Below are 26699 nucleotides of genomic sequence, written 5' to 3'. Positions count from 1 at the left end.
ATTCCCACTGCTTGTCCGTCAGAACCCGATACCGATCACCGACCGTCGCCGCCACGGCCAACATGATCCCCGACCCGAGGACCTACCGGGCAGGATCGAGAAAACCCGATTGGGAGACATGACCTAGTGCACGCCTCGTACCCATGTCAGACGTTCGCTCGCGTCACCTCTTGGCGGGGTAGCCGCGCCGAACACCCAGATCTGCTCACCCCTGGCCGCATCCGCCTGCAAACCGCTGGAGTGGCGTGGGTGGTTGAGAACGTGCCCGAGGCCCCGTTGAGGTCTGATTACTTGTTGTGCGGCACACAGTTTGGACTCCGCGTCCGCCGTCACCGGGTCTTCGAGACCTCGTGGGGCACGACTGGCGACCTAGTGGCACCCTGCTGGCACCACGGCAATCTGCTGGCGTTCGAGCACAAGGGCGAGCGTGCCTATGCTGACGCGATGGGCTGTACGTGGATGAGCAACAAGTCCGCGCGCCAAGCCATCCCACCCGCCTACACCCACCACATCGGCGGACAGTTCCTGCGCAATATGGCCTGAAATGCGCAGAGTCCCAGGCGGCTCACCGTCCGAAGAACTCCTGGGACTCACTTTCCGCAGACGCTGTGCTGTGCTTGACGGTCCAGGGAATCATCCATACGTCGTTGGACGCGCAGCCATGCCCAAGGCGGTCCTGTGGCGAACTGAATGTCCTCCATTTGCCCTCATCGGCGTGCACCCCGGCAACCTACGGTGCACGCCGATGAGCATCATTTGGCGACGCAAACCCACCGCCGCGGATTCCACCGGGCCGCAGGTGGATAGCGGGCTGCCCGCGCTCACCGCCGCATCAATGCCCGTACCACCCGCCAGGTGGGGCACACTCACCAAACCCCAGGCAGGGACCGGGAAATGGCAGAGCGAAGCATGGGACATGCTTGACCTGGTAGGCGAACTCAGTTTCGCCATGCTGTGGAAAACCGCCTTGCTCAGCAGATTTCGTCTGGTCGCGTCCGATCTGGACCCGCACACCGGGAAACCTACCGGAACCACTGAGAACACTGCCGCCCAAGACATCGTGCGCCGCATCGCTGGAGGCGCGACCGGGCAATCGCAGATGCTCGGCAAACTCGCGCCGCTGCTGATGTTTCCGGGTGAGGGATCGCTGGCGATCATCTACCCCGACGGCGAGGAACAGTGGCACATCCTGTCCAGCGATGAAATAAAACCGCGCGGCGACACTGTGGAACTCACGTTGCAGGACGGCAGCAAATACACCATGGTGCCCGAAGTGGACACCCTGTCCCGGATCTGGCGGCCGGACCCACGCAGGTCCTGGATGGCCTGGTCACCTGTCAAGGCAGCGCTTCCGATCCTGCGAGAGATCGTGCGCATGAGCCAAAACATCGAGGGTGCTGGCAAATCCCGGCAGGCGGGCAACGGGCTGTTGATCTTGCCTTCCGAGGTGTCGATGTCCTCACGGCTAGCGCCCACCGGAGCCGCTGACCCGGATGCGCCTGGCCTTCCCGGAGCGGCGGTGCCGAACCGGTTCGTCGGTGCCGACGAATTGCGAATGCAGTTGCAGGAAGCGATGTCGACCGCGATCAGTGACCCATCTTCGGCTGCCGCACTGGTGCCGATCATCATCCAGGTTGCAGGCGAGCATGTCGGCAACATCAAGCACCTCCGGTTCGATAGCGAGGTCAGCGACAAAGCGCAGTCAGCTCGCGAGAATGCTGTTCGGCGTTTGGCTATGACACTCGACATGCCCCCGGAGGTACTGCTTGGTCTCGCGGACCTGAATCACTGGAGCCTGTACGGGGTGGAAGAGGAAGCGGTGCGATGGCACGCGGCGCCTGAGATGGAAACCATCTGTGCCGCGCTCACCAACCAACTGCTGCGTCCAATGCTTCCGGATTTCGAGGGCTGCATCTGGTACGACACTTCGGATGTCGAGGCCGAGCCCGATCAGCTCGACAAGGTGCGCGCCGCCTACATCGATGGCGTGCTATCGGCTGATACGTACGTGCGGGAGCTTGGCATGTCGGTGGAGACGGACGGCTACGATCTTTCCGCCCGCGAAGGGTGGGTGCGGTGGGCCACTGACCAGGTGCGCCGCGACGCGACCCTGTTCCCGACCCTGGAACCGATCCTGCGTGCGTTCGCGCCAGCGCTCAACCTTCCTGAACTCACCGCGCCGCAACAGCCATCAACGGAACAGCCCGCGCTCGACGCGCCCACCAACAACCGGGTGCCGGACACGCGAGGTGAGGCGGTCGCGGCGTCGGCCGCGCCCGTGATCCGCTTGTGCGTCAACGAAGCGCTCAGGCTCGCAGGGAAGCGTCGGCGCAGCCGCGCCGATCATGCGCGCCTGCGGGATGTGCCTGCGCGAGACACACACCTTGCCGACCATCTCGGCCCGATCGCGGCGGCGGAAGTGGCCCGGCTGATCGACGGATGGGACGCCGTGGTCGACGCGGAAGTGTGCGCGACAGTTGGACTCGACATGGCGCAGCTCCGTGCGATCGTCGCGTCGCTATCCCGAGAAGCCCTGACGACGGGGACACCGCCTATGTGGGCGGGCCGATGAACTCTGAACGTCGCGTCGCCCTGGTCGAAGTGCTGGCGCTCGAACGCGAAATCGAAGGATTGGCCGCCACCGCGCTGCAAGCCTGGCTACCCACCGCCGCCGACGCCGCACTGCCTGCCTACACCGCATCCGCGGCCATCCCACCGGACCCGGACGCGATCACTCGCACCGCCTCGGCGTGGGAGGAACAGGTGGACAACAGACTCCTTCCACGGCTCGCGAGGATCGTGCACCGGCTACTCGGCGAAGACCGGGAACGGTTGAGCGAGAGCGAGTGGACCTCGCGCACGCTGGCGGAAGTGCGCACCGGACTGCTCGGCATCCCCGCTCGAACAGCGGAGAAAGTGCGTGCTGCGGTCCGCGCCGCCGGGGAATCGGTGGACGCGGCGCGCATAGCCGCTGCCCGCGCACTGCGGGCGGCCTGGCAGTCGGAGGCGGCCGAGATCGGCCGCACCCAAGCGGTATCCATCTACAACGCCACTCGGGTCGCGCGCGCCCAGCTCGAGGAGCAGAACACAGGGCGCGCGCTGGATAAAGTGTGGATTGCGCTGCACGACACCCGGACCCGCCACACCCATCGACAGGCAGACCGTCAACGGGTCTCGCTCGCAGCGGATTTCATCGTTGGCGGTGTGTCGCTCCGATATCCAGGTGACCCTTCCGGCCCGCCCGGAGAGGTCATCGGCTGCCGGTGTGTGGTCACGATTTTGGAATCGGCACTCGAGAATCAGACCCCGGCTCGAGTAGCCTCGGCAACAGACTCAGGAGGGACCATGTCGGCCAAGACATTTGAGGCACTACTCATGCCAGCGGGCATCGGAGGCCGCTCCGGGATGTCGATGCTCGCGCAAGACGCGCAGTTGCTCGACACCAAACTGCCGTTCGCGTTGAAGTGGCAACGGCAGGACGATCCGGGCCACGACGGCAGCCTCACAGTCGGTGCGATCGAAACGCTCGAGCTGCGCGAGGGCGGGCTGTGGGCCACGGGCACCATGCTCGACACCCCGGACGCCGCCGAAGCGATCCAGCAGATAGAGGCCGGTGTTACCGCGCCTTCGGCCGAGCTGGTGGTCCGCTCCGAAACGCTCACCGACACCACGGGTTCTCCGGTCACCCCCGAAACCGCAGAGCAGGTGTGGATGGACGGCGCGGTCGTGATGCGCATGGACGCTGTCGAAATCGTTGGCGCCTCATTGGTATCCGTGCCCGAGTTCCGCGAAACCTCTATCACGCTCGGCGACATCACAACCGCTCCCTCGCTGGCACTCGTCGCGGCGGCCGTGGTGGAGGAAGACACCTACCCAGCAGAGTTCTTCGCCAACCCGCTGCTAGAGCAGCCAACACCCATCCATGTGGACGAATCCGGCCGTGTCGTAGGGCATCTGGCGACGTGGGGCACCTGCCATACCGGGGTTCGGGAACGCTGCGTCACCCCATACCGCAGCCACTCCAACTACGCCGAGTTCCACCAGTCGAGCGTGAAACTCGATGATGGCGAACGCCTTCGGGTCGGCCGCCTCACGGTAGGCGGCGGCCACGGCCCCGCCGGGCAGGGAATGCGCGCCGCTGTTGAGCACTACGACAATGTCGGCACCTGCTGGGCTTTGGCCCGCGCGGGCGAGGATGAGCACGGCATCTGGGTATCAGGAGCGATCAACCCGGCCGCGGATCCCGCCATGGTGAAACAGGCTCTGGGGACACCGCATTCGGGGCACTGGGAGCGTGTTGCAGGGCACCCGGAGTTGATCGCGGCGTGCGCGGTCAACGCTCCTGGCTTCCCGATCGTGTCTCGGAAGCGGGACCGGGACGGCGATCTTGCGATGGTCGCCAGTTTCGCGCCGCGCCCGGCCCGGCCCGCGGTCGATACCAGCATCCTTGACGATGTGGCCGCGCGCGCTGTCGCTGCCTACGCCCAGCAGCAGGCCGACCAGGCGCGCTCGCTTGCTGCTCGGAACCTGATGGCCGCGTCGGTGCCACGGCGGCGGGTCCTGGCCGATGCGATCCGTGAATCCCACAGGCGACGCGAACAGAAGGTGAGTTGAGATGGGTTGCGCATGTAACGGAGCACGCTCGAACCAAGCCAGCGGCGGATGGTGGGTGACCACGGTGACCGGTGAGAAGGTCGGCCCCTATTTGACCGCGACCGAGGCCCGTATTGCGGCGCAGGCTGCGGGCGGCGGTGTGGTGAAACAGGCCCAGGAGTGAGCGAAGGCCGGATACTTCCACATCCGGCCTTCGCTCATTTCGTACAGACGCGGGGGCTACCGCTGGAACGAGGTGAAGTCCCCTTGCCACACAACCGATCCCGCAGTGATCACCGCAGGATTCAATAGATTCTTGCTGACCTTGTACGCCTCTTTGACCGTCTGCCGGGAACCAGGTGGGATGACGCCCTGCACACCAGCGCCGTACCCTTCCGACAACGAGGTGATGGCCTCCGCAGGCGTGCCGGGCGGACCGTAAACCAACGTCGGCGGCAACCAGTTGAATCCTTCCCACGGCTTGTCGGTGGTGTTGGCGACCTGGAATGTGACCACCACTCCCGGCCCGTATCGCGTACCGGTGTCCTCTACCGCGAGGATGGATGCCTCTAGCCCGGACCGCGATTTGCCTGTATCCATTGGCCGATACACGCCGGGCACGCTGCCGGTCTCCGAAACAGCCGCTGCGACAACACCAGACGAGACGTTTGGCATGATCGGCGTCGACGTGGCCTTGTTGTCGCTGCCGCTGGAGCACGCGGTGAGCGCGGCCAAGGTCGCGAATGTAGCTGCGGTGGCGGCGATTCGAGTGGTGATCGGCATGAGTCCCCTTCATTGGTGGGAAGAGACCCTTCACCCCTCCCGGCAATCCGGACATCCTAACGGCCGTTGCACCCTCCTTCCCTACGGTTCTGCGCGAATAGGGGCATGGCTGCGGGCCTCCCAGCAAACAGACGATCCGTTCGTGGGAGGACACGATGAAGTTCCAGATGCCCGAAGTACTCGACGGGCTGACGCTCGAACAGCTCGCGGAGCTGGGCACAGTCGCCGAGGCCGAGTTCGACGCTCTGTCAGCCGGAATCGCCGAAGAGGGTGCGACCGTCTCGGCGGAAACCCTCGCTGAGCTGCAAGCACTCAGCGAATCGGCATCGACGTTGGCGGCGCGAATCGAGGAGATCCGAGCGGAGGAACAGGCCCGCGCTGATCAAGCCCGCGCACTGATCGAGGCCCGCCAGCAGGCTCGCACCGAGACTGACACCAGCGAAGGAGACGAAGCCGCGGACTCCGATATTGATGGCGGAGACACCCCCGGCAGCGGCGATGTCGACGTGGTGGCCGAGGCGGAAAAGGTTGCGGCGGAAGCGGTCGAGCCTGTCACCGCAGCCAGCAAGCCGCGCCCGCTGTCGTTCAAAGGGCTTGGTGCACGGAGCGGGAGCGTTCCTGCACGGGTCACGTCCACCCCGGATGTCGGTTTCCGTATGCATCCGCAGACACCGAAATACGCTGACGGCCTGGTTGGCTACCAGCAGCTCGCCGCATCCATTGACTCCATGGCGGTCTCGCGGGTGATCCGCTCGAACCGGCCCTCGCATCGTGATCGCGGCGATATGGTCGCGATGAGCCTGGGCACCCTGTCACGCGATTTCACGCAGGATCGATTGATCACGGCCGACACCGATATCGACATGGCCGAGCAGGTGGCTGGTGTTGTTGCCGCTACACGCTATGAACGCAATCGGTTTGCCGATGACGGCGCATTGGTCGCGTCCGCTGGCTGGTGTTCGCCCTCGGAAACGATCTACGACTTTTGCGAGGTGAATCCGGCGGCCGATCTGGTGACCTTGCCGGATATGAACATCAGCCGTGGCGGCATCCGTCGCCCTGTAGCCCCGGATTTCAGCGAACTTTATGCGACGCTGCCGTTCCGGTACACCGAGGCCGAGTTGATGACCAACCCGACCAAGCCGTGCATCGAAATCCCTTGCACCGAGTTCAAGGAAATCCGCGCCGAGGCGATCGGCCTGTGCGTCACTGCGGGCATCCTGCAAAGACGCGGATTCCCTGAGCTGATCGCGCGATTCATGCAGGAAACGATGAAGGCCCACGCGATCAAGTTGTCGCTGTGGACGATTCAGGACATGGTAGCCGGATCTACGGCGATCACGGTGCCCGCCACAGCGGGTATCGGCGGGGCCGGGGCGATCTTGAATGGTCTCGCCCTGCGCGCCACCCTGATTCGCCAGAAAGAACGGTTTGCACACAACGCGCCGATCCAGGGCGTGGCACCCACATGGTTGCTGAAAGCGGCTGCCGCCGACATGGCCCTCCAGCAGGGTGTGGACGTCAAGGGTGTCACTGACGCGATGGTGGACGGGTGGCTGGCAGCCCGCAACATCCGCATCCAGTGGGTGGGTCACTGGCAGGGCCTCCCGGACGCGGCGACGCATTGGCCTTCCGCCGCGCAGGTGCTGCTCTACCCGGCGGGCGCATGGTTCCGCCATCTGGCCAATGTGATCGAGGTCGGCACCCTCTACGACAAAGCCCAGTTGCAGGCCAATCGCTACACCGAAATCTTCACTGAGGACGAGTACCTGGTGGACAACCGGTGCCGGGTATCGGAAGTCGTGACAGTGCCCGTGTGCGTGTCCGGCGCTGTCGGCCAGCGCATTTCGATCACCTGCCCGACCGAAACCAACGAGAAGCAGACCGTCAGCATTACCGGTACTCCGACCGGCGGCACGTTCACCCTGACCTACAAGGGCAAGAGCACCACCGCCCTCGTCTACAACGCGACCGCCGCACAGGTACAGGCTGCGTTGGCGGGCCTGTCCACCATCGGTGCCGGGAACGTCGCGGTAGCCGGTACTCCTGGCGCCTCGTATGTTGTGTCGTTCCAGGGCGCGCTCGCTGCCACGAACTTGCCAGTGATGACTGCATCCAGTTCGTTCACCGGCGGTACGTCGCCGAGCATCGCGGTAGCGGAAACCACTGCGGGCGCTCCGAACTAACAGCGCGCCCGCCGCAGACTCCGGTTCGGGGGTGGGGAGCAGTCCCATCGAGGCTGCCCCCGCTCCCCGCCCCCGGCCGGACCCTTCTTCCCTCGCCGAGAGGTACCCTTCATGACCGTCATTTACCGGCCCCCGGCCGCGAACCCCGCCGCTGGGGGTCTGTACTCGGCGGCAACTCTCCGCGACGCTGGAGACCCGTCTCGGTTGTCGTTCGGCGTGCTAGTGGACAGCATCAATTGCGGCACCTCCTGGGTGTGGCCGATCAACTGCGCCGCGCCTGCGCCTGTCCCGTCGCCGAAAGGCACACGGCGCACGCCGATTCCGCCTGCGTTCACCGGTGATGTAGTCGGTGGAGATGATGACTGCGCCGCGGCCGTCCCCGAGGATGAGGCGCAGCGGCGTGCCGAGCAGCACCTGCGACTTCAAGAGTCGGTGCGGGTAGAGCAGCAACTCACCCCGAAACTACTGGCTGCTGCCGGGATACCCGACCATGTGGCCGGATTGGTCGCGGCGGTCGGTGTCCTCGAGGAAGCGGTCGCAAGCCACGGCTTCCCAGGTGTCCTGCACGTCGCCCCGCATCTCGCGGCGGCATTCGCGAATGCGCAGATCGTGTATCGGCAAGGCGGGCAACTGCTCTCGCCTATGGGACATCGGATCGCTTGCGGCGCAGGCTATGCCGCTCTCGGGCAGACGATTGTGGCGACCGGCCCCGTAACTGTCCATCAAGGGCCAGTAGTGATTACCCACGGCCCCGACTATCCCCACCGACTGTCGGTCGCTGAGCGTGAGGTCCTGGTGACCTGGGAATGCTGGGCGCACGCCGTCACTATTGGAGCGTGAAATGCGAGTGATCGCGGAAATCCACGGCGACATCGCCGAAATACATCCTCTTGAATTCGCGGCGCGCGAAGCGGTTGCCGCGAAACTCCTTGCCGCGGCTGCTGGTGATCGGAGGCGCGAGGTTCGCACCGCCACTGGCCACAACGGCGGGGGATTCCGAGTTCCATTGGAGATCGCGCAGGCGGCGGGGCTCGTCTTGGACGACGACCCGGCCGCCGTTGAGGAGCCGATGCTCGCCACGGCCGCCGAGCCTGCCCCAGCCAAGACCGCCCGCAGGACCAGTAGCCGCGGCAAGGCGGACACCGGGGCTCTCGGTGGTGGGGCATGAGCGGCACGAACGTGGTCGATCTGGTCGCCAAACAGGTTCTGTCCCAGATCGAATCGCAGATCGAGCCGCGAGTCACCGCCGCCGCCACCGCAGCGGCCGAAGAGGCACGTGCGGCAGCGGAGCAACAGATCACCCAGTGGCTCGGTGACGGCGGGCAGATCGTGATCGCGACCGGGGCCGAGGGCACGGCGGACGCGCGGGATAGGGCGGTGCGCACCATCATCCAGGGTGCGGTGTCCACGGTGGTTGTAGCGGTGCTGCTCGCTGTCGCCAGCGTGATCGGTGGCAATGGATTCGACTGGACGAATGCCGCGGATTGGAAGGCGGTCGGCGGGGCCGCGATCGGTGCGGTGCTCACAGCGGTGACCGCGTATGTGCACAGGTTGGTGAAACCGCCTGCCGGGCAAGGCTGATGGCGCTGATGACGGTGTGGGAGGTGCTCGCCGCCGGTCTCGGAGGCGGCACCGTGACAGCGGTGGTGTCCGGGGTGACCAATCGGCGTCTGATCGCGGCGCAGGCCCGCACCCATGACGCCGCGACACTGGTCAAAGTCACCGAAGCCTACGACCAGTTGATCGAGGAGCTGCGCGAGGAACGCCGAGACCTGCGCGATGAACGGCGTGCGTTGCAGGACGAGCTGGTGGCCGCGCACTCCGACAATCGGGCACTTCGTGAGGAAGTCGCTGCGTCTCGATCCGAGATCGCCGCATTGCGTACGGAAGTCGGCGCGTTGAAAGCCGATCTTCGCCGGGTCCTGCAAGGCGATCAGCCATTGGCCGACTGGCTTGCCTCTTAGGGCGGGCTTGCACCCTTGGACTCTACGGTGCGCGCCTTGGGGCTTGGGCAGCCACGTAAGCCGATAGATTTTGAGGAGTCATCGTGGCTACATTCGCGGTCGTCAAGGGCAAGCGCCTGCGCGCCACCCTCGTTGACGCGTGCGGTATGCCCTTGGCCGGTCCGCGTTCGCGGCTCGTGACCAGCGGTTTCGTCACCGTCAAAGCGTCGCCAGTCATGCGCGACGCAGACAATATCGAGCAAGTCAACGCGGAAGGCCGTGTGTGCGTCTCCGACCGCACCCCGCCCGAACGCAAGTGGTGGTCGCTGTCAATCGAACTGTGCGGCGTCGATACAGACTTCTTCCACATGCTGCTGGACTGGGAGGTCGTGACCAGCCACGACGGCAAGCCAATCGGTTTCAGCGATCAGAAGAAGGTCCCGGCCGATACCGGTGTCGCTATTGAACTGTGGTCGGGTGTCGGTTCCGATGACGCTTGCGATGTCCCGGCCTCTGATGACCTCCTGGTCGGCGCGGGCGGCGCGCTGGTGCTCCCGTATGGGTACATGGTGTGGCCGGTCATGAAGGAAGCGCAGATCGGCGATCTTGAAATCGGCGCCAAGGCATCGACTTTCACGCTGTCCGGTATCACCGCGGCCGGTGCCCGCTGGGGTCGCGGCCCCTACAACGTGATGCCTGTCGACACGAACAACACTGGTGGCCGCCTTTTGCAGCCGATCAAGGCCGGTCAGCATTTCCGGAGTTTCCGTACCACGGTCGCGCCGCCGGAGCCGACCGGTGGTGCGTGCCCGCTGGTCCTGCCGACCCCGTACTACGGGGAAACAGCAGTCGAGACCGCACCACCGCAGCCTGCGTGTGGAGCCAAAGCGACAAATGAGAAGCAGACCATCACCGTTGCGGGCACCCCGACTGGCGGAACCCTCACCCTGACCTACAAGGGCCAGACAACCGCCGGCATCGCCTTCAACGCCGCGAGCACAGCGGTCAAGAGTGCACTGGAGTCGCTGGCGACCATCGGCACCGGGAATGTCGATGTCACCGGCACCGGTCCGTACGTGGTCGAGTTCAAGGGCACTCTGGCGGGCATGGACCTGCCACTGATGACCGCATCAGGTGCGGGCCTGACGGGCGGTACTTCGCCGACCGTCACCGTGGCCGAGATGGTCAAGGGCGGCGTCTATGCCTGAATCTGCTGAAAATCCGACCCTCACGTTTCAATTGGTCCGTGATCGCGACATAACCGGGTACTCAGGAACCGGGATTGTTGCCGATGGCTGCGTATTTCCAGATGGCACAACGGTTGTCCGCTGGCGCGGGTCGAAACAATCGACGGTGGTGTGGTCCCGTCTGGAAGACGCCATGGAGGTTCACGGTCACGGCGGCGCGACACGAATCGTGTGGTCCGACGCACAGGAGACGCCAGCGCATCGCTCTTGATCAAATAGGCGGAATTCGGCAACCACTCGCTCCGCGACGAACGTGTGGAGCGAGCGGTTGCCGCATCGGAGGTCAGTCTCGGACCGCCGCCCGTATCGACTTGACCGGGACGCTATCGCACCCGGCATGCTCGGCGTCGATCACGAGCCGCATGATCTTGGCAACTCTCATGTGTGCGTGCGCGCACCCGATCGTCATATGGTGCAGATCTTCTCGCGCCTTGCGCAGTTCCTCGACGGTCGACGTGAATGCTCGGGCGCACTCGGTCGCGACTTCTGCCAGCTCGCGCATGTCGGTGATCAGGGGGTCGCGATTCATAGATTCGTCGGTCATGCACTCGATCCTCTAGCGCCCGTGTTGTGAAAGCGTTGCGAAAGCGTTGTGGTGGCGAAGAGTCCGGTCCCGTGCACGAAATGAGAGAAGGCACTTCGGGATTCGCACCCCTGCCGCCTACAGTCCCGACCATGTTGACCCTGGGCAGTGTTGCGGGACGTCTGCGACTGGTGCTCGACCCAGCGTCCGATTTCGTCAGGCGGGTCGAGCTGCAACAGCCAGCCGGTGCCCCGGTTCCGTGGCCCTCCGGTACTTCGGCGTGGCTGCGAATATCGGCGAATGGCACTACGTTCTACGCGAATTGGCCCGCCACGATATCGGGTTCGATCATGTCGTGGCATGTGCCCGCCGCAGATGTGGCGAAGGTCCCGCTCACCTCGTGGGCGGAACTCTGGGTGCAGTACCCCGACACCTCCGCGTTCGTATGGCTGCGCGGCCCGGTCGAATCCGGTTGTGAGCCAGGGGGCGTCGGTGGCATCGTCGCGGTGCCCGGCATATCCGGTGGGGCAGTGGCGGTTCCAGTGCCCGGCCCGGTCGGTCCGGCTGGGCCGCCCGGCAGCGGCGGGTCGGCAGTAGTCGTCACTGGAATAGCCGGTGTTGCGTTGTCCGGGCATCGTGCGGTGGTGCGCGGCTCAGACGGCCGGTTTGTGCCCGCCGACAATACCAATCCGAAGCATTTGGGTCTGCCGATCGGGATCACTACTGGCGCAGCAACTCCCGGCAGCGATGTCCAGGTCTGCATGTTCGGAGAGATGACCGAGCCGTCGTGGTCCTGGGCACCCGGCCCGATCTTCTTGGGCGCTACTGGCGCGCTCACGCAATCCGTCCCGACCGGCCCGGCCGCGTTCGTGGCACAACTCGCGGCAGCTACCGCCTCAAGCACCGTTTTCGTCGACCGCTCACCGAGCATCGCACTGTAGGAGACACGAATCATGGCTGGCAACAAGTACATCAAGCTCGATACCGCGACCGGGCAGCTCACCGAGCAGGCCGCCGCTCAGGCGTCCGCGGGCGCTGCCGATGCCGGGAAGATTCCCGCGCTCGACGGGTCGGGTCGACTCGACTCGTCCATGATGCCCGCCGGGATCGGCGCGGACACCGCGATCATCACGGCATCCGAGGCCCTGGCCGCTGGTGACTTCGTGAACGTGTGGAACAACTCCGGCGGCGCGAAGGTGCGTAAGGCTGACGCGACCACCCAGGGCAAGGATGCGCACGGGTTCGTTCTGGCGTCGGTGGCCTCCGGCGCGAACGCCACCGTGTATTTCGAGGGTCCGAACACGGCGGTCACGGGTGCGACTCCTGGCCCGGTGTTCCTGGCGGCTGCTGCCGGGACCGCGACCAGCATCGCGCCTTCCGGGTCCGGAAATGTGGTGCAGCGCATCGGTGTCGCTGTTTCGGCCACCGCGATCAATTTCGAGGGATCGCAGCCGGTGGTGCTGGCCTGATGGTCGTTCGCAGGCCGCTGGTCACTGTCGGGGGAGCGATCCGAGAGCTTTCCGACGCGGACATCCTGATCACCGATTCGGTGGTCGGGATGATGCTCTACCAGAACGACGGCACCCACTCCGTCGGTGTTGGCCGCCTGGCCATAGCGTGGGTCGTCCCGTGCGCCATGGTCATCGACAAGGTGCGGTACTGGTGCGCGACCGCTGGAACAGGTGATGCCGCGACCGCTGAGCTACGGCTAAATGGCACCGCCAGCGGCAACACCATCGCCGGGTCGTCGGGTTCCGCCGCAGTGAGTTCGCCGATTGCGGCAATGCCGAATGTGAGTGTCGTGGCTGGTGATCGGATATTCGTGTACCAGACCGCGATCAACTCGACCACCGTGGGCGTCGGCCTGGCCGCCGAGATCATGGGGCATCGGGTATGAGGGTCGCCGTCGTGCAGCCGCCCTTCACGCCGCCGGTCTCCTTTTCCGACACCTTCGACCGGGCGGATTCGACCAATTTGGGGCCGTGGACGGAGACCGGCGGAGATCTCGGCATCATCGGCAGAATGCTCGCTGTCCAGGGCACTGGCGCTGGGCGTCGAGCGGCGATCTACAACACTCCGACGAGCACGCCGTACCAAAGTGTGGAGTTCACGATCGGCACCGCCCCGAACAACACGGCGGCGGCGGGGGCGGTGCTGCGCTGCAACTCGACCATGACGGACATGATCATCCTGTCCGTCGCCTCCACACAGTGGGCGCTCGGCATCTTGCGTGGAGGCATCAATGGCACATTCACGCTGATGAAAAGCCAATCGGCGACGATCACAGCGGGCACCGTGATCCGGGTTGAGGTCGACCAGGACAACCAGTGGCGGGTGTACGTCAACGGCACCAGGTCCGGTCTCGGCGCGCTGGACGCCACGTGGGCTGATGACGACCACCGCTATCTCGGGCTGTTCGTCCAGAGGTACGGCAGTACCAACAGCGCTGGCCTGCGCAACTTCAACGGTAGGGATACGGTGCCGTTGTCCGTCGCGGTATTTGATGACTTCAACGCGGTCCGGTTGGGGCCGAATTGGGTCACCAGCGGTGGTGGAACCCTCTACCTGTCCGACGGCGAGCTGTGCGCGGTTGGTCTACCGTCCTCGCCGGTCTCCTTCGCGCATCACACCGCCGTGCTGCCAAGCGACACACAGATCGCCCGCGCCCGAATCCGGTGGCACGGGCGTTCGCCGGAGCATTCCTCGCTGTCGGTGGCTGTGCGCGCGAACCCCGGAGTTCATGCGGGGGTGCACTTCTGGTGCACGGCGACACTGATGGGGATCTGTATCTACACACTCGACGGCGTGAGCTTCAAGGCCGCGACGGGCACCGCGGACTATGTCAGCACCGGTGGCGCGTTTCCGGATGGCGCGGTGATGGAGATACGGGCCGAGGGCACGGTGTATACGGCGTCCGTCAACAGCAACCCCCTACTGCAAGGCACTTTCACCGAGGCACAGGCGCCATTGAGCAACCACTTTTCGGGCCTGCATGGCGAGGATGATTCCGGGGTGTCCGGTGGTGGGCAGCCGCCAGCCGCTCTGGACGATTTCATGGCGGCCGTCGTGGTGTGATGTTGCACCCCAGCGGCTTACGGTCCCGGCTATGAGCGCGTGCACGTGGCCCGTGGACAGGACATGCCTGCCCGTGGTGACCGCGCCGGATGATCAGGTGCGGCTACAGGGCGCGATCAACACGGCGGTATCGATCCTGTGGAGTTTCACCGGCCGCCAATTCGGGTGCTGCCCGCGGACTATCCGGCCGTGCCCGCGCAACCGCGACAGGCCATTGTTTTGGCTGCCGGGCTGGTCCTGGTATCCCGAACTCGGTGCGGGAGTGTGGCGCAACGTCGTGTGCGCGTGCGGGCCAACCTGCCAGGTGGGCGGGCCTGGCGTGGTGCATCTGCCTGGCCCGGTGTGCACGGTGACCGGGGTGACGATCGACGGCGCGGTGGTCGATTCCGGCGTTTGGGTGCTTGAGGGTGACCGCCTCTACGCGCGGTCGGGGCGGTGGCCGGATCAGCATCTGGACCGTCCGGCAGGATCGCCCGGTACATGGTCGGTGGAGTACTTGCAGGGCACTGCCCCACCTGCGGGCGCGGGTCAGATGGTGGGCATTCTCGCGCTGGAGTTCTGGAATGCGTGCCGGGGCGAGAAGTGCAGGCTCCCGCGAGGGGTGGAATCAATAGCGCGGCAAGGGGTCTCGATGAAGGTTGCCGACCCGAGCGCGCTGTTCTCCAACAAGCAGACGGGCATCCCCGAAGTGGATCTGTGGATAGCCGCAGTAAACCCACACCGCTTGGCCTTCCCGCCTGCCGTCTTGAGTCCGGACCACACGGGGAGCGGCTACTGATGGATCCGGCAGCGACGATCATCGGACTCGCGGTCACACGGCTCCGGCAGGTATTCAGCCCGGACGCTTCCGTGCCTCCGCTGGGTGGTGGCACGGATCGGGTGTGGATCGTGGCCGGGGCCGAAGTGGTCCCGCCGCCGTGGGTCGGCACCGACTCCGGTTCGTGCACCGGCTGTGGGCCTTATATATGGGTGCGTCTCGTGCGCAGGTGGCGCACAGAAGAGTTCCCAACGGAATCGGTCTCCGCCTGGTGCGCGGCACAAGCCGCGGTGACGATCGAGGCCGGTATTGCCCGCTGTCATGCCCTGGATGCCAGTGCAGCCGAGTTGGAGGAGATCGCGGCGGTGCAGTGGGACGACTCCTGGCGGATCGACCGCGCCCTGTGCGCGGCGACGGCAGATGCGAAAGCGGCTGGGGTCGCATCCGATACGGCGCTGGGAGCGGGTGAGCCTTTCGGGCCGGATGGACTCGTCATCGCTTGGACACAGCTCGCACACGCACAACTGGAGGGCCAATGGCGAAAGTAACGATCGAAGGCGTCATCAACTCGGATGTGTGCGGGCGTGGTGACCGGTACACGGTGGAGTGGACCGAGCGGTTGCGCGGGCTGGTCGAATCGCGGGTGGTGCAGATAGTGCGGTGGCACCACGACGAGGTGCCACCGGCTCCTGCCCCCAAGCGACGGAGCCGGGCGAAGGCCAGCGAGTGAGTATCCGGATACGCCCGCGCCTGGACTGGGTGCCGCCTTCCCATGCGGCTGAACGGGCGGCGCTGCTTGTTGCGCCGCGAATGCGGAACATCGGGCGCGCGATCACCCGTACGGCGCGACACCGCGTGAATGTCCGCAGCGGGCATTTGCGGTCCACGATCGGAGACCACACCAGAGTTGCAGGGCCGACCGTGCGCACCGAAGTTTTCGCGACCGCGCGATATGCGAAATGGGTGCACGACGGCACCGCGCCGCACACGATCGTGCCGCGACGGGCGCAGGTGCTTCGGTTCGAGGTTGGCGGTCACATCGTGTTCGCGAGGCGTGTCCAGCATCCGGGATACCGGGGGAACGCGTTCTTGTCGTCGGCGGTGCGCGACGAGATGGTCAGGGAAAACCTGCTCTGACCTTGCACCCCGGTTTGTGATTGTGCGCGGGTGACGACGCCGGGCGGAATCCGCATCCCAATCACCGCCGATGGCGGAGGGTTCGAGGCCGAGCTGTCCGCCGTCGTCATCGCGGCCATGCGCAGAGTCCAGCTCCAGGTGGACGCCCACCCGCTCAACATCTCCTTCAACGTCGATGACAACGGTGTCAGGGAGCGTGTGCGTGCCCTGCATATCGACCTTGAGTACGAGGCTCGCCCGATCGTGCAAAGGGTCCGACTCGATGACGGCGGTGTACGAGAGCAGGTGCGCGCCCTGCACACCGAACTCGAGTGGGAGACCCACCCGATTGTGCAGCACATCCAGGTACAAGTTGATCACGCCGCAATGGGTCAGATGGTGGCGGCGAACCAGCCGACACAGGCCGTGCAGCATGTATCGGGCGGTGCCGCCCGACGCGGAGGTGACACCGACGGCACTTTGACACGCCTCGGTGCCTCGCTTGGGTCTGTCGCGGCCACCGGCGCAAAGCTTTCCGGCGTCACGGCCATCATCGCCAGCATAGGTGGCGCGGCCGGTGCCGCCGCCGGTCTTGTCAGTGGCTTGGCGGGTGCGCTGTCCGCCGTCGGACCGGCGGCTGCCGGTCTCGCAGCCACCGCCCTGGTCGGGACACACGGCCTCGGTGACGCCCTCAAAGCGGCCAACGCCGTTGGCGAGTATGGCCCGAAGCAAGCACTGGAAGCCGCGGACCGGGCCAGGGCCGTAGCTGACGCGCAGGATCGGGTGAAAGATTCGGCGCACTCGGCGCAGATCGCGCAGCGGTCGCTTGCCGATGCACAGAAGGATGCCCAGCGGGCCGCTGAAGATGTGGGGCGCGCGTACCGGCAGGCCGGTCGTGATCTGGAGGACGCGGCACTGCGGGCGCGCGGGGCGACGATCAGCCAGAAGGAAGCGGCGATCGGGCTGCGTGAGGCGCAGAAAGAAGTCAACGACACCGTATTCAACCCGGCCGCCCATGAACAGGCGCTCATAAGGCTGGAGCGGGCGCAGTTGTCCTATGACCAGGCGGTCAAAGACAACTCGCGTGCGCAGCAGGACAACACGGACACCCAGAAGAAGGGCATCGAGGGGTCGGATGCGGTCCGGAACGCGAAGGACGCGCAGAGACGGGCCGAGGAACAGTTGGCCGACGCTCAGCACGAGGCGGCGACCGCTGCACGTGATGCTGCGAAAGCCGTGCGGGACTTGGCACTTGAGCAGGCGCGCGGCACTTCGGCAGTGCAGGACTTCAACCAGGCGATGTCGCGATTGGCACCGAACGCGCAGGCGTTCGTGCGGGCGTTCATCGGCATCCGACCGGCCCTGATGGATTTGAAGACCGCCACGCAGGACAGCCTTTTCGCGAATCTCGGCAACACCCTCACTGATGTAGCCGGGCGTGTCCTGCCGGTACTGAAAACCCAAATGGTCAGTGTCAGCCAGGAATTGAACAAGGCGGCGGACTCGGCACTGCGCTTCGCTGGCACCGAGCGTGGCATCCAAGGCATGACCGACACATTCCAGGGTGCGACGAACTTGTTGCGCGGCTTGGGGATGGGGACCGGTGAAGCCACGCAGGGATGGCTGGATTTCCTCCACACCCTAACCCCGGCACTGATCGGGATCGGGCAGCAGATCGCGGGTATCGGCGACAACATCGGGCGGGCGTTCTCCGACGCCACCAGAACAGGGCTGCTGTCCGGGGCGCTGAATGGCGTGTCCGCGATGCTCCAGGGCATCGGTCCTTTGCTCGGCGGATTCACCACAGGGCTGCTCACTCTGGCGGATCGGGCACTGCCTGCGGTGGGGCCGATGCTGGCCGCGCTCGGCAACGGGTTCGCGATGATCGCGGGTCCGCTGGGCGATCTGGGGGCCGTGTTCGCCAACACGTTGACCGCGATCATGCCTGATCTGGCGCGATTCATTTCGGCACTGGCGAGCGGTTTGCAGCCGGTACTGCCTGTAATTGGTGAGCTGCTGCGGTCGCTGATGGGCGCGTTGACTCCGATGATCGGGCCACTGGCGCAGATCGCGGTCACGGTCGGCAACGCACTGATCGGCGCACTGAATGCGTTGGCGCCTGCGATGGGGCCTGTAGCTAAGGCGTTCGCTGATCTTCTGATGGCGGTCGCTCCCCTCGTGCCCGTGATCGCACAAAGCCTGTCCGTGGTGCTGCAAGCCCTGGCACCCGCTCTGTCGCAGATGTTTACGGCGCTGACACCCGTCATTCAGGCTTTGGCGGCGCAGATGCAGCCGGTGATCGCGCAGGTGGCTCCGGTGTTGGCGCAGGTGGCAACAATATTGGGGAAGGCGTTGGCGGACGCGCTGACCCAGATCGCGCCGGTACTGCCTCAACTCGTCAAATCGTTCGCTGATCTGTTGCTCGCGGTTGTCCCGCTGCTGCCGCAGCTCGCACAACTGGCGGCGCAGGTCTTGCCGCCGTTGATCGATATCGTCGTCCGGCTTACTCCCGTCGTCACGAAGGTGATCGACTCCATGACTTGGCTGGCGACGCAGGTGGTGCCGCTGGTCAGCAATCAGCTACGGGACATGGGCGGCGTGTTCGAGGTGGTGCTCGGTCGGATCGGTGAGCTGATCGGGGCTTGGCAGGGCGTGGTGCGCGAGGCTGTTGACAAGGTGGTCAGCCAGTGGCGTGAACTGCAATCCGGTATCGACGCCGTGCGCGGATGGTTCTCTGACACTTTGGTTCCGGGTTTCGGTAGTGCGGTGGACAAGCTCAAGGGCTGGTTCCAGACCGGCGTCGACGGGATTGCCGCTATCTGGGGCAAGCTGCGCGACGCCGCCGCGAATCCCGTGCGGTTCGTGGTGTCCACGGTGTGGAATGAGGGTCTGCTCAAAGCCTGGAATACCGTCGCGAAGTTCTTGCCGGGTGTCGGGGAGATGCAGCCCGTCCAACTTGGATTCGCTTCGGGCGGTTCAGTGTTCGGTCCTGGTTCGGGCACCTCCGACAGTATTCCGGCGTGGCTGTCCACCGGTGAGCATGTCGTCACCGCCGCCGAGGTATTGAAAGCAGGCGGGCAGAACATCTTGTACGCGATCCGCGACATGATCGCGCGGGGTGTGCCTTTCGCCTGGGACAACGGCCGGATCATCACCGATTTGGGGCGCGGCAACCTGGACGCGTACGGGGCGGCGGTGCGCGCCAAGGGGATTGGCAATGTCTCGCCAGAAGGGCTTTTCGACCGGGTGCAGCCGAAGTTCGCCGATGGCGGCGCGGTGGAACCGTGGATGTATCAACTACTCAAGGGCCATGAGTTCGCGCGAGCGCAGAGCGGCAAGCCTTATCAGTGGGCGGGGCCACGCTTCGATGGTGATAGCTTCGACTGCTCCGGTTTCATGGGCAGCGTCGCGGCGACGATCTTGGGTTTGAATCCGTGGCAACGCTATTGGGCCACATCATCTTTCGCTGGCTATCCGCAGGCGGGGCCGCAGGGCTTCACGCGCGGTGCAGACGCCGGGTTCACCATCGGCGTAACCGACGATCCCGGCGGCCCTGGCGGCGGCCACACAGCGGGCGTGCTCGGTGCGCTGCCGCTGCTCGGTATCCCGGTCGCGATGCGCGCCGAGTCCGGCGGTGCTCTTGGTGGTGTGCACTACGGGGCCGGCACCAACCCGTTGAGCTTTGCTGGCGTGTATCACCTACCGATCGGCGCGAACGGATTCTTCCAACCAGGCGCGGGCGGTGGGAGTATCGGCCCGTCTGTGTCCGATCAGCATGGCTTCTTGGCCCGGAAGATCACAGATGTAGTCCGCGGCTTGCTCGATCCGATCCGCCGCCGTATGGAGTCGGAGGTGGGGCCGCCTCCGCCGGAGTGGCGGCGGGTGCCGCCTGGGTTCCTTCAAACGTTCGAGGATGGCTCGGTCCACTACCTAACCGGCCTCGCGGATGGACTCACCGATCTGTTGCCGTCTGCCTGGGCGAAGGCCAAGGATGTTGGCGGCCAGGTGCTCAATGCGCTGAACCCGTTCGACTCGGGCGGTGTGGCTGTCGGCAAGGGCTACATGCCGAAAGACATCATCGCCCCGGAGCGTGTGCTCAGCCCCGAACAGACTCGCCTGTTCGATGCCCTCGTCAGTTCGTTGCAGCAGATCGCGGGCGGCGGCCCCCGTACAGCCGACCACGATCTGCTGACCAATGCCGTGTTCACCTCGCGAATCGAAGTGCTGTCGCGGCTGCTCGGCGTGCAGCAGCTCGAAGCGCGCCGCGGGCCGACCGATACGCCATTCCAGCAGCAGACCACCGAGGCGATCACGCAGGCGGGGCAGATCGCGGCCCAAACCCGAGACTTGGTGCTGCGCACCGAATCGTCGAAGGAGTTGGTGGTTGAGCGGCAAAACCAGCAGGTGCAGGCCGTGCTTGCCGATATCGCGACACGGGTGTCCGGCGGAGTGTTGGCTCCGATCATGCAGTCCGCGTTCGATGCCGCGCTGGGCATCGTAAAGGACTGGCTCAGCACGGGATTCGGAACTGTAGTCGACGGTACCAATCGCACTACCCGTGCCATAGCCGACCTTTCGGCCAATGGCATCACGCCGCAGACCACTCCAGACGGGAACAACCCCGGCCCTGGCGCAGTGTCGCCGTTCGGTGCGCCCGGTAGTGCGTTCGATATGGTCGCGGAGGTCAGCAAAGCTGTTCAGAGCGTCGCGCAGGCCGCTACCTCCGCGTTCCAGCAGATCGCGCAGCAGATCGCCAATGCGGCCCTCGCACAGCAGGATTCAAAGGTCGGCCGGTCCCGAGGGACGCTCGGCAAAGACATCTCCGGTGGTATTGCGGCGGATCTCATCGTGCGACTGACCGGCGTCAGTATCGAGATTCGGGACAACCTGATCAACACCAACGACGAAATCAAGCGGCTACGCGGCGACCAGGCCAGCGCGTTCGACACGACCGGCCGAATCGTCGCGGACACCGCGGATTTGATGCAGCGCAACGAATCCTCCCGTGACCTGGTGGTTCAGGAGATGAACCGCCTCAATACCGCCCTGATCAAATCCGTTCTGCGGTACCTGATCACGAGCGTCCTTATTCCGATCATCTCGGCGATTCTGTCGGCCATGATCACGCTGGTAGTGACCGCTATCGGTGCCGCGATCGGGTCGATCATCCCCGGCATCGGTACCGCTATCGGTGCGGCGATCGGTGCTGTCGTGGGTGCGGCCCTGTCGGGTGTGGCAGCTGTGGTGGTGTCCGGGCTTGCGATCGGCGCGGGCGCGGCAATCGACTCGTTCGACTCGGGCGGTGTGGCTATCGGCAAGGGCTACATGCCGAAAGACACCATCAGCCCGGAACGCGTGCTGTCGCCACGCCAAACCGATTTGTTCGACCGCATGGTTGGCGCACTCGAATCCGGTGGCCGACGCGGGAACACGACGATAAACGCGCCTATCCAGTACGTCGGCGTCGGTGGGCCGGGTGCGGTGCGGGACAGCCTTCTGGAATTGCTGTGAGGGAGTTGAAGATGGAGTACGAGCTGATCACAGACTTGGAACAGCGCACGGTGTCGGATGCGGATGCGGTCGCGCAGGCTACCAGCGTGCCAGGTGCGGCGGATACGTATCTCGGCGTGCTCGGTCTGGTAGCGCCGGTCCCTGCCGTGAGCGAGGGATAGGCAGGTGTTCCGAGGCTATCTCGCGCTCGGTGGGGCGGAACTGACCAACACCGCAAGGCTGGTGGCCCACGCGAAGCCGGGTCCGCCGCAGTCGATGGAGGAAGCCCTCGCTCAGTGCCGGTGTGCCGTGCCGCGCGACTACATCCACTATGACGACTCGTGGCCCGGTCTGCCTGCGTTCCTCGGTGAAGGGCCGTATGTGCTGTCGAACGCGCCATGGTACGACCCTGCGATACCGCAGTCGGCTGAATTCCTTGGCGCCTGGGTCACGAGCGCAGAAGGATTCGGGCCAGCGCCAGTGGATCGGCCGGTCAACGATGCGCTCTGCGCGGGCGGGGTGACCGGCCCACACCGGGACAAGGCGCGGTCGCTGACGTTCGAGGCGATCCTGGTTGGCTGTACGAATGCTGGTGTCACGTATGGGCAGGAATGGCTATCGTGTCGCCTGCGGGACGCTACCAGCCTGGCGGGGACGACACTGGAGTTCCTGGCCGCGCACCCGGAGGACAGCGCCGCGAACCCGGAAACGCTGCGGCGGATCATGTCCCGCGTCGTCTACACCCGCGAACTGCGGGAAACCAAGAGTTTCGGGGTTCGCGGTGTCGAGCATCGGCAGGGCGCAGTCAAGACAGTGGGATGGGAGATGGGAGTGCTGGACCCGTACGTATACGGTCCGGCTACCAGTCGCTCGGTGGTGTGGGGGACGCAGGTCACGGAGCGGATCGAGTGGGCGCATGCTCCCGACTGCGAGTCTCCTGCCTCCTGTTCCACTATTCCGGTACTGGCGTCGGCTATCTGTGTCCCGGCAGTGGTGGATGTGTCGCCGGAACGTCCGCCCGTGTGCGCGGGGTGTATTCCGTTGTGCCAGGTACAGACTCGCGTCGCACCCATCCCAAAAGCGGAAGGAGTGATGTGCCGCGACCAGACGGTCACCCTCACCATCACCGCAGGCTCAAGACCGATTTCGGCGAATTTTTGGTTTCGGCCCTGCGGCTCCAGTGCGGCGTGTGACCGCACCGGGTTTCTATCGTTGGCCGGACTGCCCGCAGGCGGGACGATCGTGGCTGATTCCGTGGTGGGCCGCCCCTACGGGCTGGTAGACGGACGGCAGGTGCGGCAGGTAGGGATCGTGCATACGCCTTCGGGCGCACCGTGGACATCGACCGTGCTCGACGCGGGCCGCTGCTGGGAGCTGGTGGCCCAGCATGAGCCGGGTATCGAACTCACCGTGCAGGTGAGTGTGCGAGGCAGGCAGGCGTGAAACTCGAGACCGCCGCTTTCGCTGTCCACTCCATCGTTGACGGGTCGACACTGGGCACCCTGGAATGCCCCACGCAATTTACTTGGTCGCGAGAGCTGAACGAGGTGTCGCGGTGCCAGGTGCAGGCACCGCTACAGGAACTGTCAACCATCGTCACGCCCTGGGTTCACTGGATTTCGTGCTGGCACGGGCAAGGATTGCAGTGGTTCGGACCGATTCAGGAGGTGACTCGCGACCGAACCAGCATGAGCATCGATGCGCGGGACGCGGCGGTGCTGATGTGGCACACCCGCACCCAGATCACACGGAAATGGCAGCAGCTCAGCGTCGCGCCGATCGCGGCAGATATGTGGCGGTCCATGCTCGAATTGCATGGCGTACAAGCTGATCCGGTCGTGCTTCCGGCGCTCGCGTCGGCATCACGGTATGACGTGTCGGTCACCGGTGACCTGCGGTATGTGCAGCAGGACATGGCTGATCTCGCCAAGCTGGGCCTGCGGTGGACCGTGGTGCGCGGGCGGCCAGTCCTCGGTACACAACCCACCGATGTAGCCGCAGAGTTAGCGGACTGCGATTTCACGCAAGGCATGAGCATCAAACGGTCCGGTGCGAAGACGAGCACCGACGTGAGGGTGCAAGGAAAGAACGGGGCCTGGATCGAGCGGCGCGAGCTGGCCGGTTTGCACCTGCAATCCCTTGTCAGCCTTGATGACCTGTTCGGAGTGGCGAACATTCAGCGCGCTGCCGCCGAGTATGTAGGCCGTATTGCCGTGATCCGTGACGAGCTGGTGGTGCCGCAGTCCGCCACCCTGTCCCCGGATTCGCCGGTGGAGCTGGACATACTGGTGCCGGGCATCAATATCGCCGTGTCTGCGCTGGGGCTGCGTACGATCCTGCGACTGAATCAGGTGCAGGTGTCGGGGTCCTCGTCCGGGATACAGGTGGCGGTGTCGCTGGCCACCCCGGACGACCGTACCGAGCTGGAGAAGGCTGGAGGGACGGTGAAATCGTGAGCGGTACAGCCGAACCGGTGCGCCCCGCCCGCACGGATGCGGAGTGGGCGCGCGAAACGTCGCGCCGTATCGAATCCGTCGAGAACCCGACCAGCCAAAGAATCGGGCCGTGGGTGCTGTCGGCGTCTGCGGACGGTCACCTGATCGCCTCCCACGTGGAGGGTGGGTCGACAATCCTCGCTCGGAAACCTTCCGGCGGGGAGAACGACCCAGACGCGATCAGTGACCTGACTCCGCCAGCGGTGACAGTGACGTGTACAGCGCTGCAAACGATTTCGGGAGCGAACGGCACCATCATGTGGGATGGTGCGGCCGATCAGGTCGGCGGCAACTGGACTGGCGGTAAGAAGACATTCGACGCGGTGATGGTGCCCGTGAGCGGGGTCTACGACATCGCGGCCACTGTGTGGTTCAGCGCCGGAAACGCGTTCTTGACCGCAGCGGTGATGGTCAATGGGGAAACCAGGGTCGCTGGACGGATCGCTGACGGTTCGGGCACGCCCTGGCCGAGTGTCACGGTGGCCGGGCAGCTACCGCTACAGGCCGGGGATGCTGTCTCGTTGTTTGCCGAAGCGGCGGGGACTTCCCGAAATGTGGGTGCCGCACCGATTTTCGCACAGCCGATACCCACCTCCATGTCCCTTTCCCTGGTGTCTAGGAGCTAGCTCATGCCGCAGGTCTGCGTCGATCGAAATCTGAGGATCGCGGGCGGTCAGCTCGGGATCGAAAAATGGGCGGCGGTGCGTCTGGTCGCCGAAACCACCGCCGTATCAACAGGAGACGGCGCGATCACCGGCAACGGGCTCACCTCCCAGCCCGGTCGGCAGATGATCGATGCCGCGCTGTCGTGGAAATCGGATTCGCCGTTGCGGCTGATGATGCGATTGCAGGTGATTCGCGCCTACCGCACCATCATCTGCTCCAATCCCAATGCCGTCCAGATCTGGGATTCCTGGACGGCCGCGGTCGATGCGGTCCCACGTACTCCCGACAACTACAGCGCTGCAAACGGCCTGACCACCTTCGGTTTCGACGTTGGCACAGACAATGCTTCTCAGCCGTCTAAAGGTGTTATCTCGCAGGACTATCCTGTGTCGGCGACGGAAGACTGGATCGAGTTGCCAGCGGGCTCGACCCTCTCAGTGCGGTACCGGTGCTATGTGTGGACTCCTCCACCGTGGAGCAACAATGCCAGCGCGAATCAGCCTGTGCACGAAGCAGATGCGCGGTCGGTGCGGCTACGCCTGTGGGCTTACCCGAGCGCGGATGAGGCGGTGCGCTGATGTCCATCACTATCTGCACCGCGTCGTGGATGCAGTCGAGCCCGACCGGGACAGGGTTCGCCGATGCGTGGCGGCCCCGTGTGGTCGCCGAACGGTTCGTGACCTCAACCAAGGATGGGGACGTGCAGCAGGCGCCTGACCCGGTGCCGTTTATCGATGCCGAGCTGACCTGGACCAACACAGGCAAGACCCGGCAGCGCGCGCGGCTCGGTACGCAGCGGGCACCTCGCCAGATTGTTGCGGCCAACCCGAATATGTATGTCCTCAACGACGGCATCTCATGGGATGTCGGGCTGTCCCCGAACGCACCTGCCCCGTACGCGGGTGACGATGGGATAGCCTGCCGGTTGCAGATTACTCCGTTCGCGGTTAACCAAATCTACTACGGCAGGCTATTTCGCGGCTGGCCCGATTCGCTGCGGTACGACGAGATAGGCACCGTCCTGCCCGGCCAGTCCGTCCACATCCGGTACCGGGCGCTCTACTCGACGCCCGGCCAGTGGCGGGCACCCAACCAGGCCCTACAAACTGTGCGCGCCTACTGGGTGCGGCTACGCCTGTGGGCGGAGCCGGAGGCCACCCCATGACCGACCCATGTGTGGATAGCAGCTATTTCGACGCGACCGACGGCGTGTTGACTCCGTTGCGGCGGTGGCAGATGCAGCGCCGCGCGTCGGCTTCCGCAGGCGGCGCGACGTTCACCCCTGCGAACAATTCAGCTGGCACAGTGTTGTTTTCGGTGTTGGTGCAGTGGGCCAACGACACCGGCATCTCTCAGAAGGTGCACGCTGTCATGACCCAAGGCTCGCAACGATATTCGATCGATTGCCTCAAGCATCTAGCGATCCGTACCCAGTGGGGTATCTCATCCGGCGTGGCCGCGGCTGATCCGACGTTGACCGAGGAGTCGCGGATGCGTGGCTACCCTGATTTCGGTACCGGCCCCGCTGGCACCGGCACTGTTGGCATATACGCGGTACTTGAGGATCGCGCACCGACGCTGACGGTGCCGATCGGGGATGTGGTGACGCTGCCGCCGGGCCAGACGATAAAGGCTAAAGCGCAAGTGTCGTGGTCGACTCCGGCGTGGGGACTGGATTGGTATTCGGGGTGGGGTGACCCGGTCCAAATGCGGGCGGGCAAGGTCGGGCCGATCATGCTGGAGCTGTTCAGTGTCCCGGTAATCCCCTAGATAGGCGTGGGATTGGCGACGTGCCAGATGCACCCGCGCCCTTTACGCTGCGCGC

General features: G+C 65.1%; 28 protein-coding genes. 26 read left to right on the top strand and 2 right to left on the bottom strand.

Features of this window, described 5'->3' with window-relative positions; translation table 11 throughout:
• Positions 1-745 precede the first annotated feature (745 nt).
• The 3 genes from D5S18_RS35405 to D5S18_RS36600 all read left to right on the top strand — a co-directional run bounded on the left by D5S18_RS35405 (position 746) and on the right by D5S18_RS36600 (position 4777).
• Positions 746-2572, top strand: coding sequence for a hypothetical protein (locus D5S18_RS35405; protein ID WP_203236864.1), 1827 nt, complete (start codon positions 746-748; stop codon positions 2570-2572).
• Between the two features lie 227 nt (positions 2573-2799).
• Complete coding sequence (locus D5S18_RS22170) at positions 2800-4614, top strand: phage minor head protein (RefSeq protein ID WP_203236863.1); 1815 nt, start codon at positions 2800-2802, stop codon at positions 4612-4614.
• Position 4615: 1 nt separating this feature from the next.
• Positions 4616-4777: a DUF7196 family protein gene (locus D5S18_RS36600; protein WP_439651162.1), complete on the top strand. Its 162-nt coding sequence runs from the start codon at positions 4616-4618 to the stop codon at positions 4775-4777.
• A gap of 56 nt (positions 4778-4833) precedes the next feature.
• Here D5S18_RS36600 and D5S18_RS22165 read toward each other — a convergent pair whose 3' ends face one another.
• Positions 4834-5376: a hypothetical protein gene (locus D5S18_RS22165; RefSeq protein ID WP_147404079.1), complete on the bottom strand. Its 543-nt coding sequence runs from the start codon at positions 5374-5376 to the stop codon at positions 4834-4836.
• 155 nt (positions 5377-5531) lie between these two features.
• Here D5S18_RS22165 and D5S18_RS22160 point away from each other — a divergent pair, with 155 nt between their 5' ends.
• The 7 genes from D5S18_RS22160 to D5S18_RS36680 all read left to right on the top strand — a co-directional run bounded on the left by D5S18_RS22160 (position 5532) and on the right by D5S18_RS36680 (position 10963).
• Positions 5532-7562 (top strand): major capsid protein, encoded by a 2031-nt coding sequence (locus tag D5S18_RS22160; protein ID WP_120043001.1) that lies wholly within the window; start codon positions 5532-5534, stop codon positions 7560-7562.
• Positions 7563-7784: 222 nt separating this feature from the next.
• Positions 7785-8402 carry a hypothetical protein gene (locus tag D5S18_RS34495; protein ID WP_147404077.1) on the top strand — a complete coding sequence of 206 codons (618 nt, stop codon included), beginning with the start codon at positions 7785-7787 and terminating at the stop codon, positions 8400-8402.
• A 1-nt stretch (position 8403) separates the two neighbouring features.
• Positions 8404-8730, top strand: coding sequence for a hypothetical protein (locus tag D5S18_RS34490; RefSeq protein WP_147404075.1), 327 nt, complete (start codon positions 8404-8406; stop codon positions 8728-8730).
• Positions 8727-9143, top strand: coding sequence for a hypothetical protein (locus D5S18_RS22155; protein WP_120043000.1), 417 nt, complete (start codon positions 8727-8729; stop codon positions 9141-9143). The genes D5S18_RS34490 and D5S18_RS22155 overlap by 4 nt, the downstream gene beginning before the upstream one ends.
• Positions 9143-9526 carry a hypothetical protein gene (locus D5S18_RS22150; RefSeq protein WP_120042999.1) on the top strand — a complete coding sequence of 128 codons (384 nt, stop codon included), beginning with the start codon at positions 9143-9145 and terminating at the stop codon, positions 9524-9526. Before D5S18_RS22155 ends, D5S18_RS22150 begins: the two co-directional genes overlap by 1 nt.
• Before the next feature lie 83 nt (positions 9527-9609).
• Positions 9610-10713 (top strand): hypothetical protein, encoded by a 1104-nt coding sequence (locus tag D5S18_RS35400; protein ID WP_203236862.1) that lies wholly within the window; start codon positions 9610-9612, stop codon positions 10711-10713.
• A complete protein-coding gene (locus D5S18_RS36680) occupies positions 10706-10963 on the top strand; it encodes a hypothetical protein (RefSeq protein ID WP_120042998.1) in 258 nt (85 codons plus the stop codon). Before D5S18_RS35400 ends, D5S18_RS36680 begins: the two co-directional genes overlap by 8 nt.
• A 72-nt stretch (positions 10964-11035) precedes the next feature.
• Here D5S18_RS36680 and D5S18_RS22135 read toward each other — a convergent pair whose 3' ends face one another.
• Entirely contained in the window at positions 11036-11296 is a 261-nt protein-coding gene (locus tag D5S18_RS22135; protein WP_120042997.1) for a hypothetical protein, read from the bottom strand.
• Between the two features lie 80 nt (positions 11297-11376).
• Here D5S18_RS22135 and D5S18_RS22130 point away from each other — a divergent pair, with 80 nt between their 5' ends.
• From D5S18_RS22130 to D5S18_RS22065, 16 genes are all read left to right on the top strand, one after another.
• Entirely contained in the window at positions 11377-12216 is an 840-nt protein-coding gene (locus tag D5S18_RS22130) for an LtfC-like domain-containing protein (protein WP_439651161.1), read from the top strand.
• 12 nt (positions 12217-12228) lie between these two features.
• Positions 12229-12744: a hypothetical protein gene (locus tag D5S18_RS22125; RefSeq protein WP_203236861.1), complete on the top strand. Its 516-nt coding sequence runs from the start codon at positions 12229-12231 to the stop codon at positions 12742-12744.
• Positions 12744-13172 carry a hypothetical protein gene (locus D5S18_RS22120; RefSeq protein WP_120042995.1) on the top strand — a complete coding sequence of 143 codons (429 nt, stop codon included), beginning with the start codon at positions 12744-12746 and terminating at the stop codon, positions 13170-13172. The genes D5S18_RS22125 and D5S18_RS22120 overlap by 1 nt, the downstream gene beginning before the upstream one ends.
• An 11-nt stretch (positions 13173-13183) precedes the next feature.
• Positions 13184-14350 carry a hypothetical protein gene (locus D5S18_RS22115; RefSeq protein WP_147404071.1) on the top strand — a complete coding sequence of 389 codons (1167 nt, stop codon included), beginning with the start codon at positions 13184-13186 and terminating at the stop codon, positions 14348-14350.
• Between the two features lie 31 nt (positions 14351-14381).
• Positions 14382-15128, top strand: coding sequence for a hypothetical protein (locus tag D5S18_RS22110; RefSeq protein WP_120042993.1), 747 nt, complete (start codon positions 14382-14384; stop codon positions 15126-15128).
• Positions 15128-15655, top strand: coding sequence for a hypothetical protein (locus D5S18_RS22105; RefSeq protein WP_120042992.1), 528 nt, complete (start codon positions 15128-15130; stop codon positions 15653-15655). Before D5S18_RS22110 ends, D5S18_RS22105 begins: the two co-directional genes overlap by 1 nt.
• Positions 15643-15837 (top strand): hypothetical protein, encoded by a 195-nt coding sequence (locus D5S18_RS35180; RefSeq protein WP_162500987.1) that lies wholly within the window; start codon positions 15643-15645, stop codon positions 15835-15837. Before D5S18_RS22105 ends, D5S18_RS35180 begins: the two co-directional genes overlap by 13 nt.
• 191 nt (positions 15838-16028) lie before the next feature.
• Entirely contained in the window at positions 16029-16244 is a 216-nt protein-coding gene (locus tag D5S18_RS22100) for a hypothetical protein (protein ID WP_203236860.1), read from the top strand.
• A 30-nt stretch (positions 16245-16274) separates the two neighbouring features.
• Positions 16275-21734 carry a hypothetical protein gene (locus D5S18_RS22095; protein ID WP_120042991.1) on the top strand — a complete coding sequence of 1820 codons (5460 nt, stop codon included), beginning with the start codon at positions 16275-16277 and terminating at the stop codon, positions 21732-21734.
• 11 nt (positions 21735-21745) lie between these two features.
• Positions 21746-21895, top strand: a complete 150-nt coding sequence (locus D5S18_RS34960) for a hypothetical protein (RefSeq protein ID WP_158607925.1) — start codon at positions 21746-21748, stop codon at positions 21893-21895.
• Between the two features lie 4 nt (positions 21896-21899).
• Positions 21900-23156: a sugar transferase gene (locus D5S18_RS22090; protein ID WP_120042990.1), complete on the top strand. Its 1257-nt coding sequence runs from the start codon at positions 21900-21902 to the stop codon at positions 23154-23156.
• Positions 23153-24169: a hypothetical protein gene (locus D5S18_RS22085; protein ID WP_120042989.1), complete on the top strand. Its 1017-nt coding sequence runs from the start codon at positions 23153-23155 to the stop codon at positions 24167-24169. The genes D5S18_RS22090 and D5S18_RS22085 overlap by 4 nt, the downstream gene beginning before the upstream one ends.
• Entirely contained in the window at positions 24166-24834 is a 669-nt protein-coding gene (locus tag D5S18_RS22080) for a hypothetical protein (RefSeq protein WP_147404070.1), read from the top strand. The genes D5S18_RS22085 and D5S18_RS22080 overlap by 4 nt, the downstream gene beginning before the upstream one ends.
• Positions 24835-24837: 3 nt before the next feature.
• Positions 24838-25452 (top strand): DUF7172 family protein, encoded by a 615-nt coding sequence (locus tag D5S18_RS22075; protein ID WP_120042987.1) that lies wholly within the window; start codon positions 24838-24840, stop codon positions 25450-25452.
• Complete coding sequence (locus D5S18_RS22070; RefSeq protein WP_120042986.1) at positions 25452-26039, top strand: DUF7172 family protein; 588 nt, start codon at positions 25452-25454, stop codon at positions 26037-26039. Before D5S18_RS22075 ends, D5S18_RS22070 begins: the two co-directional genes overlap by 1 nt.
• Positions 26036-26644, top strand: coding sequence for a hypothetical protein (locus D5S18_RS22065; RefSeq protein ID WP_147404068.1), 609 nt, complete (start codon positions 26036-26038; stop codon positions 26642-26644). The genes D5S18_RS22070 and D5S18_RS22065 overlap by 4 nt, the downstream gene beginning before the upstream one ends.
• Positions 26645-26699: the final 55 nt, after the last annotated feature.

This window comes from Nocardia panacis (assembly GCF_003598715.1).
Taxonomy (GTDB): Bacteria; Actinomycetota; Actinomycetes; order Mycobacteriales; family Mycobacteriaceae; genus Nocardia; species Nocardia panacis.
Note: the sequence above shows the minus strand (reverse complement) of the source record. Positions and strands in the feature narration are given on the sequence as shown.

Bases quoted from the DNA above. Each gene is read 5' to 3' on its own strand.
- D5S18_RS34960 (WP_158607925.1), top strand. From the start codon at position 21,746: ATGGAGTACGAGCTGATCACAGACTTGGAACAGCGCACGGTGTCGGAT.
- D5S18_RS36600 (WP_439651162.1), top strand. From the start codon at position 4,616: ATGGGTTGCGCATGTAACGGAGCACGCTCGAACCAAGCCAGCGGCGGA.
- D5S18_RS22070 (WP_120042986.1), top strand. From the start codon at position 25,452: ATGTCCATCACTATCTGCACCGCGTCGTGGATGCAGTCGAGCCCGACC.
- D5S18_RS22150 (WP_120042999.1), top strand. From the start codon at position 9,143: ATGGCGCTGATGACGGTGTGGGAGGTGCTCGCCGCCGGTCTCGGAGGC.
- D5S18_RS22130 (WP_439651161.1), top strand. From the start codon at position 11,377: ATGAGAGAAGGCACTTCGGGATTCGCACCCCTGCCGCCTACAGTCCCG.
- D5S18_RS22155 (WP_120043000.1), top strand. From the start codon at position 8,727: ATGAGCGGCACGAACGTGGTCGATCTGGTCGCCAAACAGGTTCTGTCC.
- D5S18_RS22105 (WP_120042992.1), top strand. From the start codon at position 15,128: ATGGATCCGGCAGCGACGATCATCGGACTCGCGGTCACACGGCTCCGG.
- D5S18_RS22165 (WP_147404079.1), bottom strand. From the start codon at position 5,376: ATGCCGATCACCACTCGAATCGCCGCCACCGCAGCTACATTCGCGACC.
- D5S18_RS35180 (WP_162500987.1), top strand. From the start codon at position 15,643: ATGGCGAAAGTAACGATCGAAGGCGTCATCAACTCGGATGTGTGCGGG.
- D5S18_RS22120 (WP_120042995.1), top strand. From the start codon at position 12,744: ATGGTCGTTCGCAGGCCGCTGGTCACTGTCGGGGGAGCGATCCGAGAG.
- D5S18_RS22110 (WP_120042993.1), top strand. From the start codon at position 14,382: ATGAGCGCGTGCACGTGGCCCGTGGACAGGACATGCCTGCCCGTGGTG.
- D5S18_RS22065 (WP_147404068.1), top strand. From the start codon at position 26,036: ATGACCGACCCATGTGTGGATAGCAGCTATTTCGACGCGACCGACGGC.
- D5S18_RS22125 (WP_203236861.1), top strand. From the start codon at position 12,229: ATGGCTGGCAACAAGTACATCAAGCTCGATACCGCGACCGGGCAGCTC.
- D5S18_RS22160 (WP_120043001.1), top strand. From the start codon at position 5,532: ATGAAGTTCCAGATGCCCGAAGTACTCGACGGGCTGACGCTCGAACAG.
- D5S18_RS35405 (WP_203236864.1), top strand. From the start codon at position 746: ATGAGCATCATTTGGCGACGCAAACCCACCGCCGCGGATTCCACCGGG.
- D5S18_RS34490 (WP_147404075.1), top strand. From the start codon at position 8,404: ATGCGAGTGATCGCGGAAATCCACGGCGACATCGCCGAAATACATCCT.
- D5S18_RS36680 (WP_120042998.1), top strand. From the start codon at position 10,706: ATGCCTGAATCTGCTGAAAATCCGACCCTCACGTTTCAATTGGTCCGT.
- D5S18_RS22135 (WP_120042997.1), bottom strand. From the start codon at position 11,296: ATGACCGACGAATCTATGAATCGCGACCCCCTGATCACCGACATGCGC.
- D5S18_RS22075 (WP_120042987.1), top strand. From the start codon at position 24,838: ATGCCGCAGGTCTGCGTCGATCGAAATCTGAGGATCGCGGGCGGTCAG.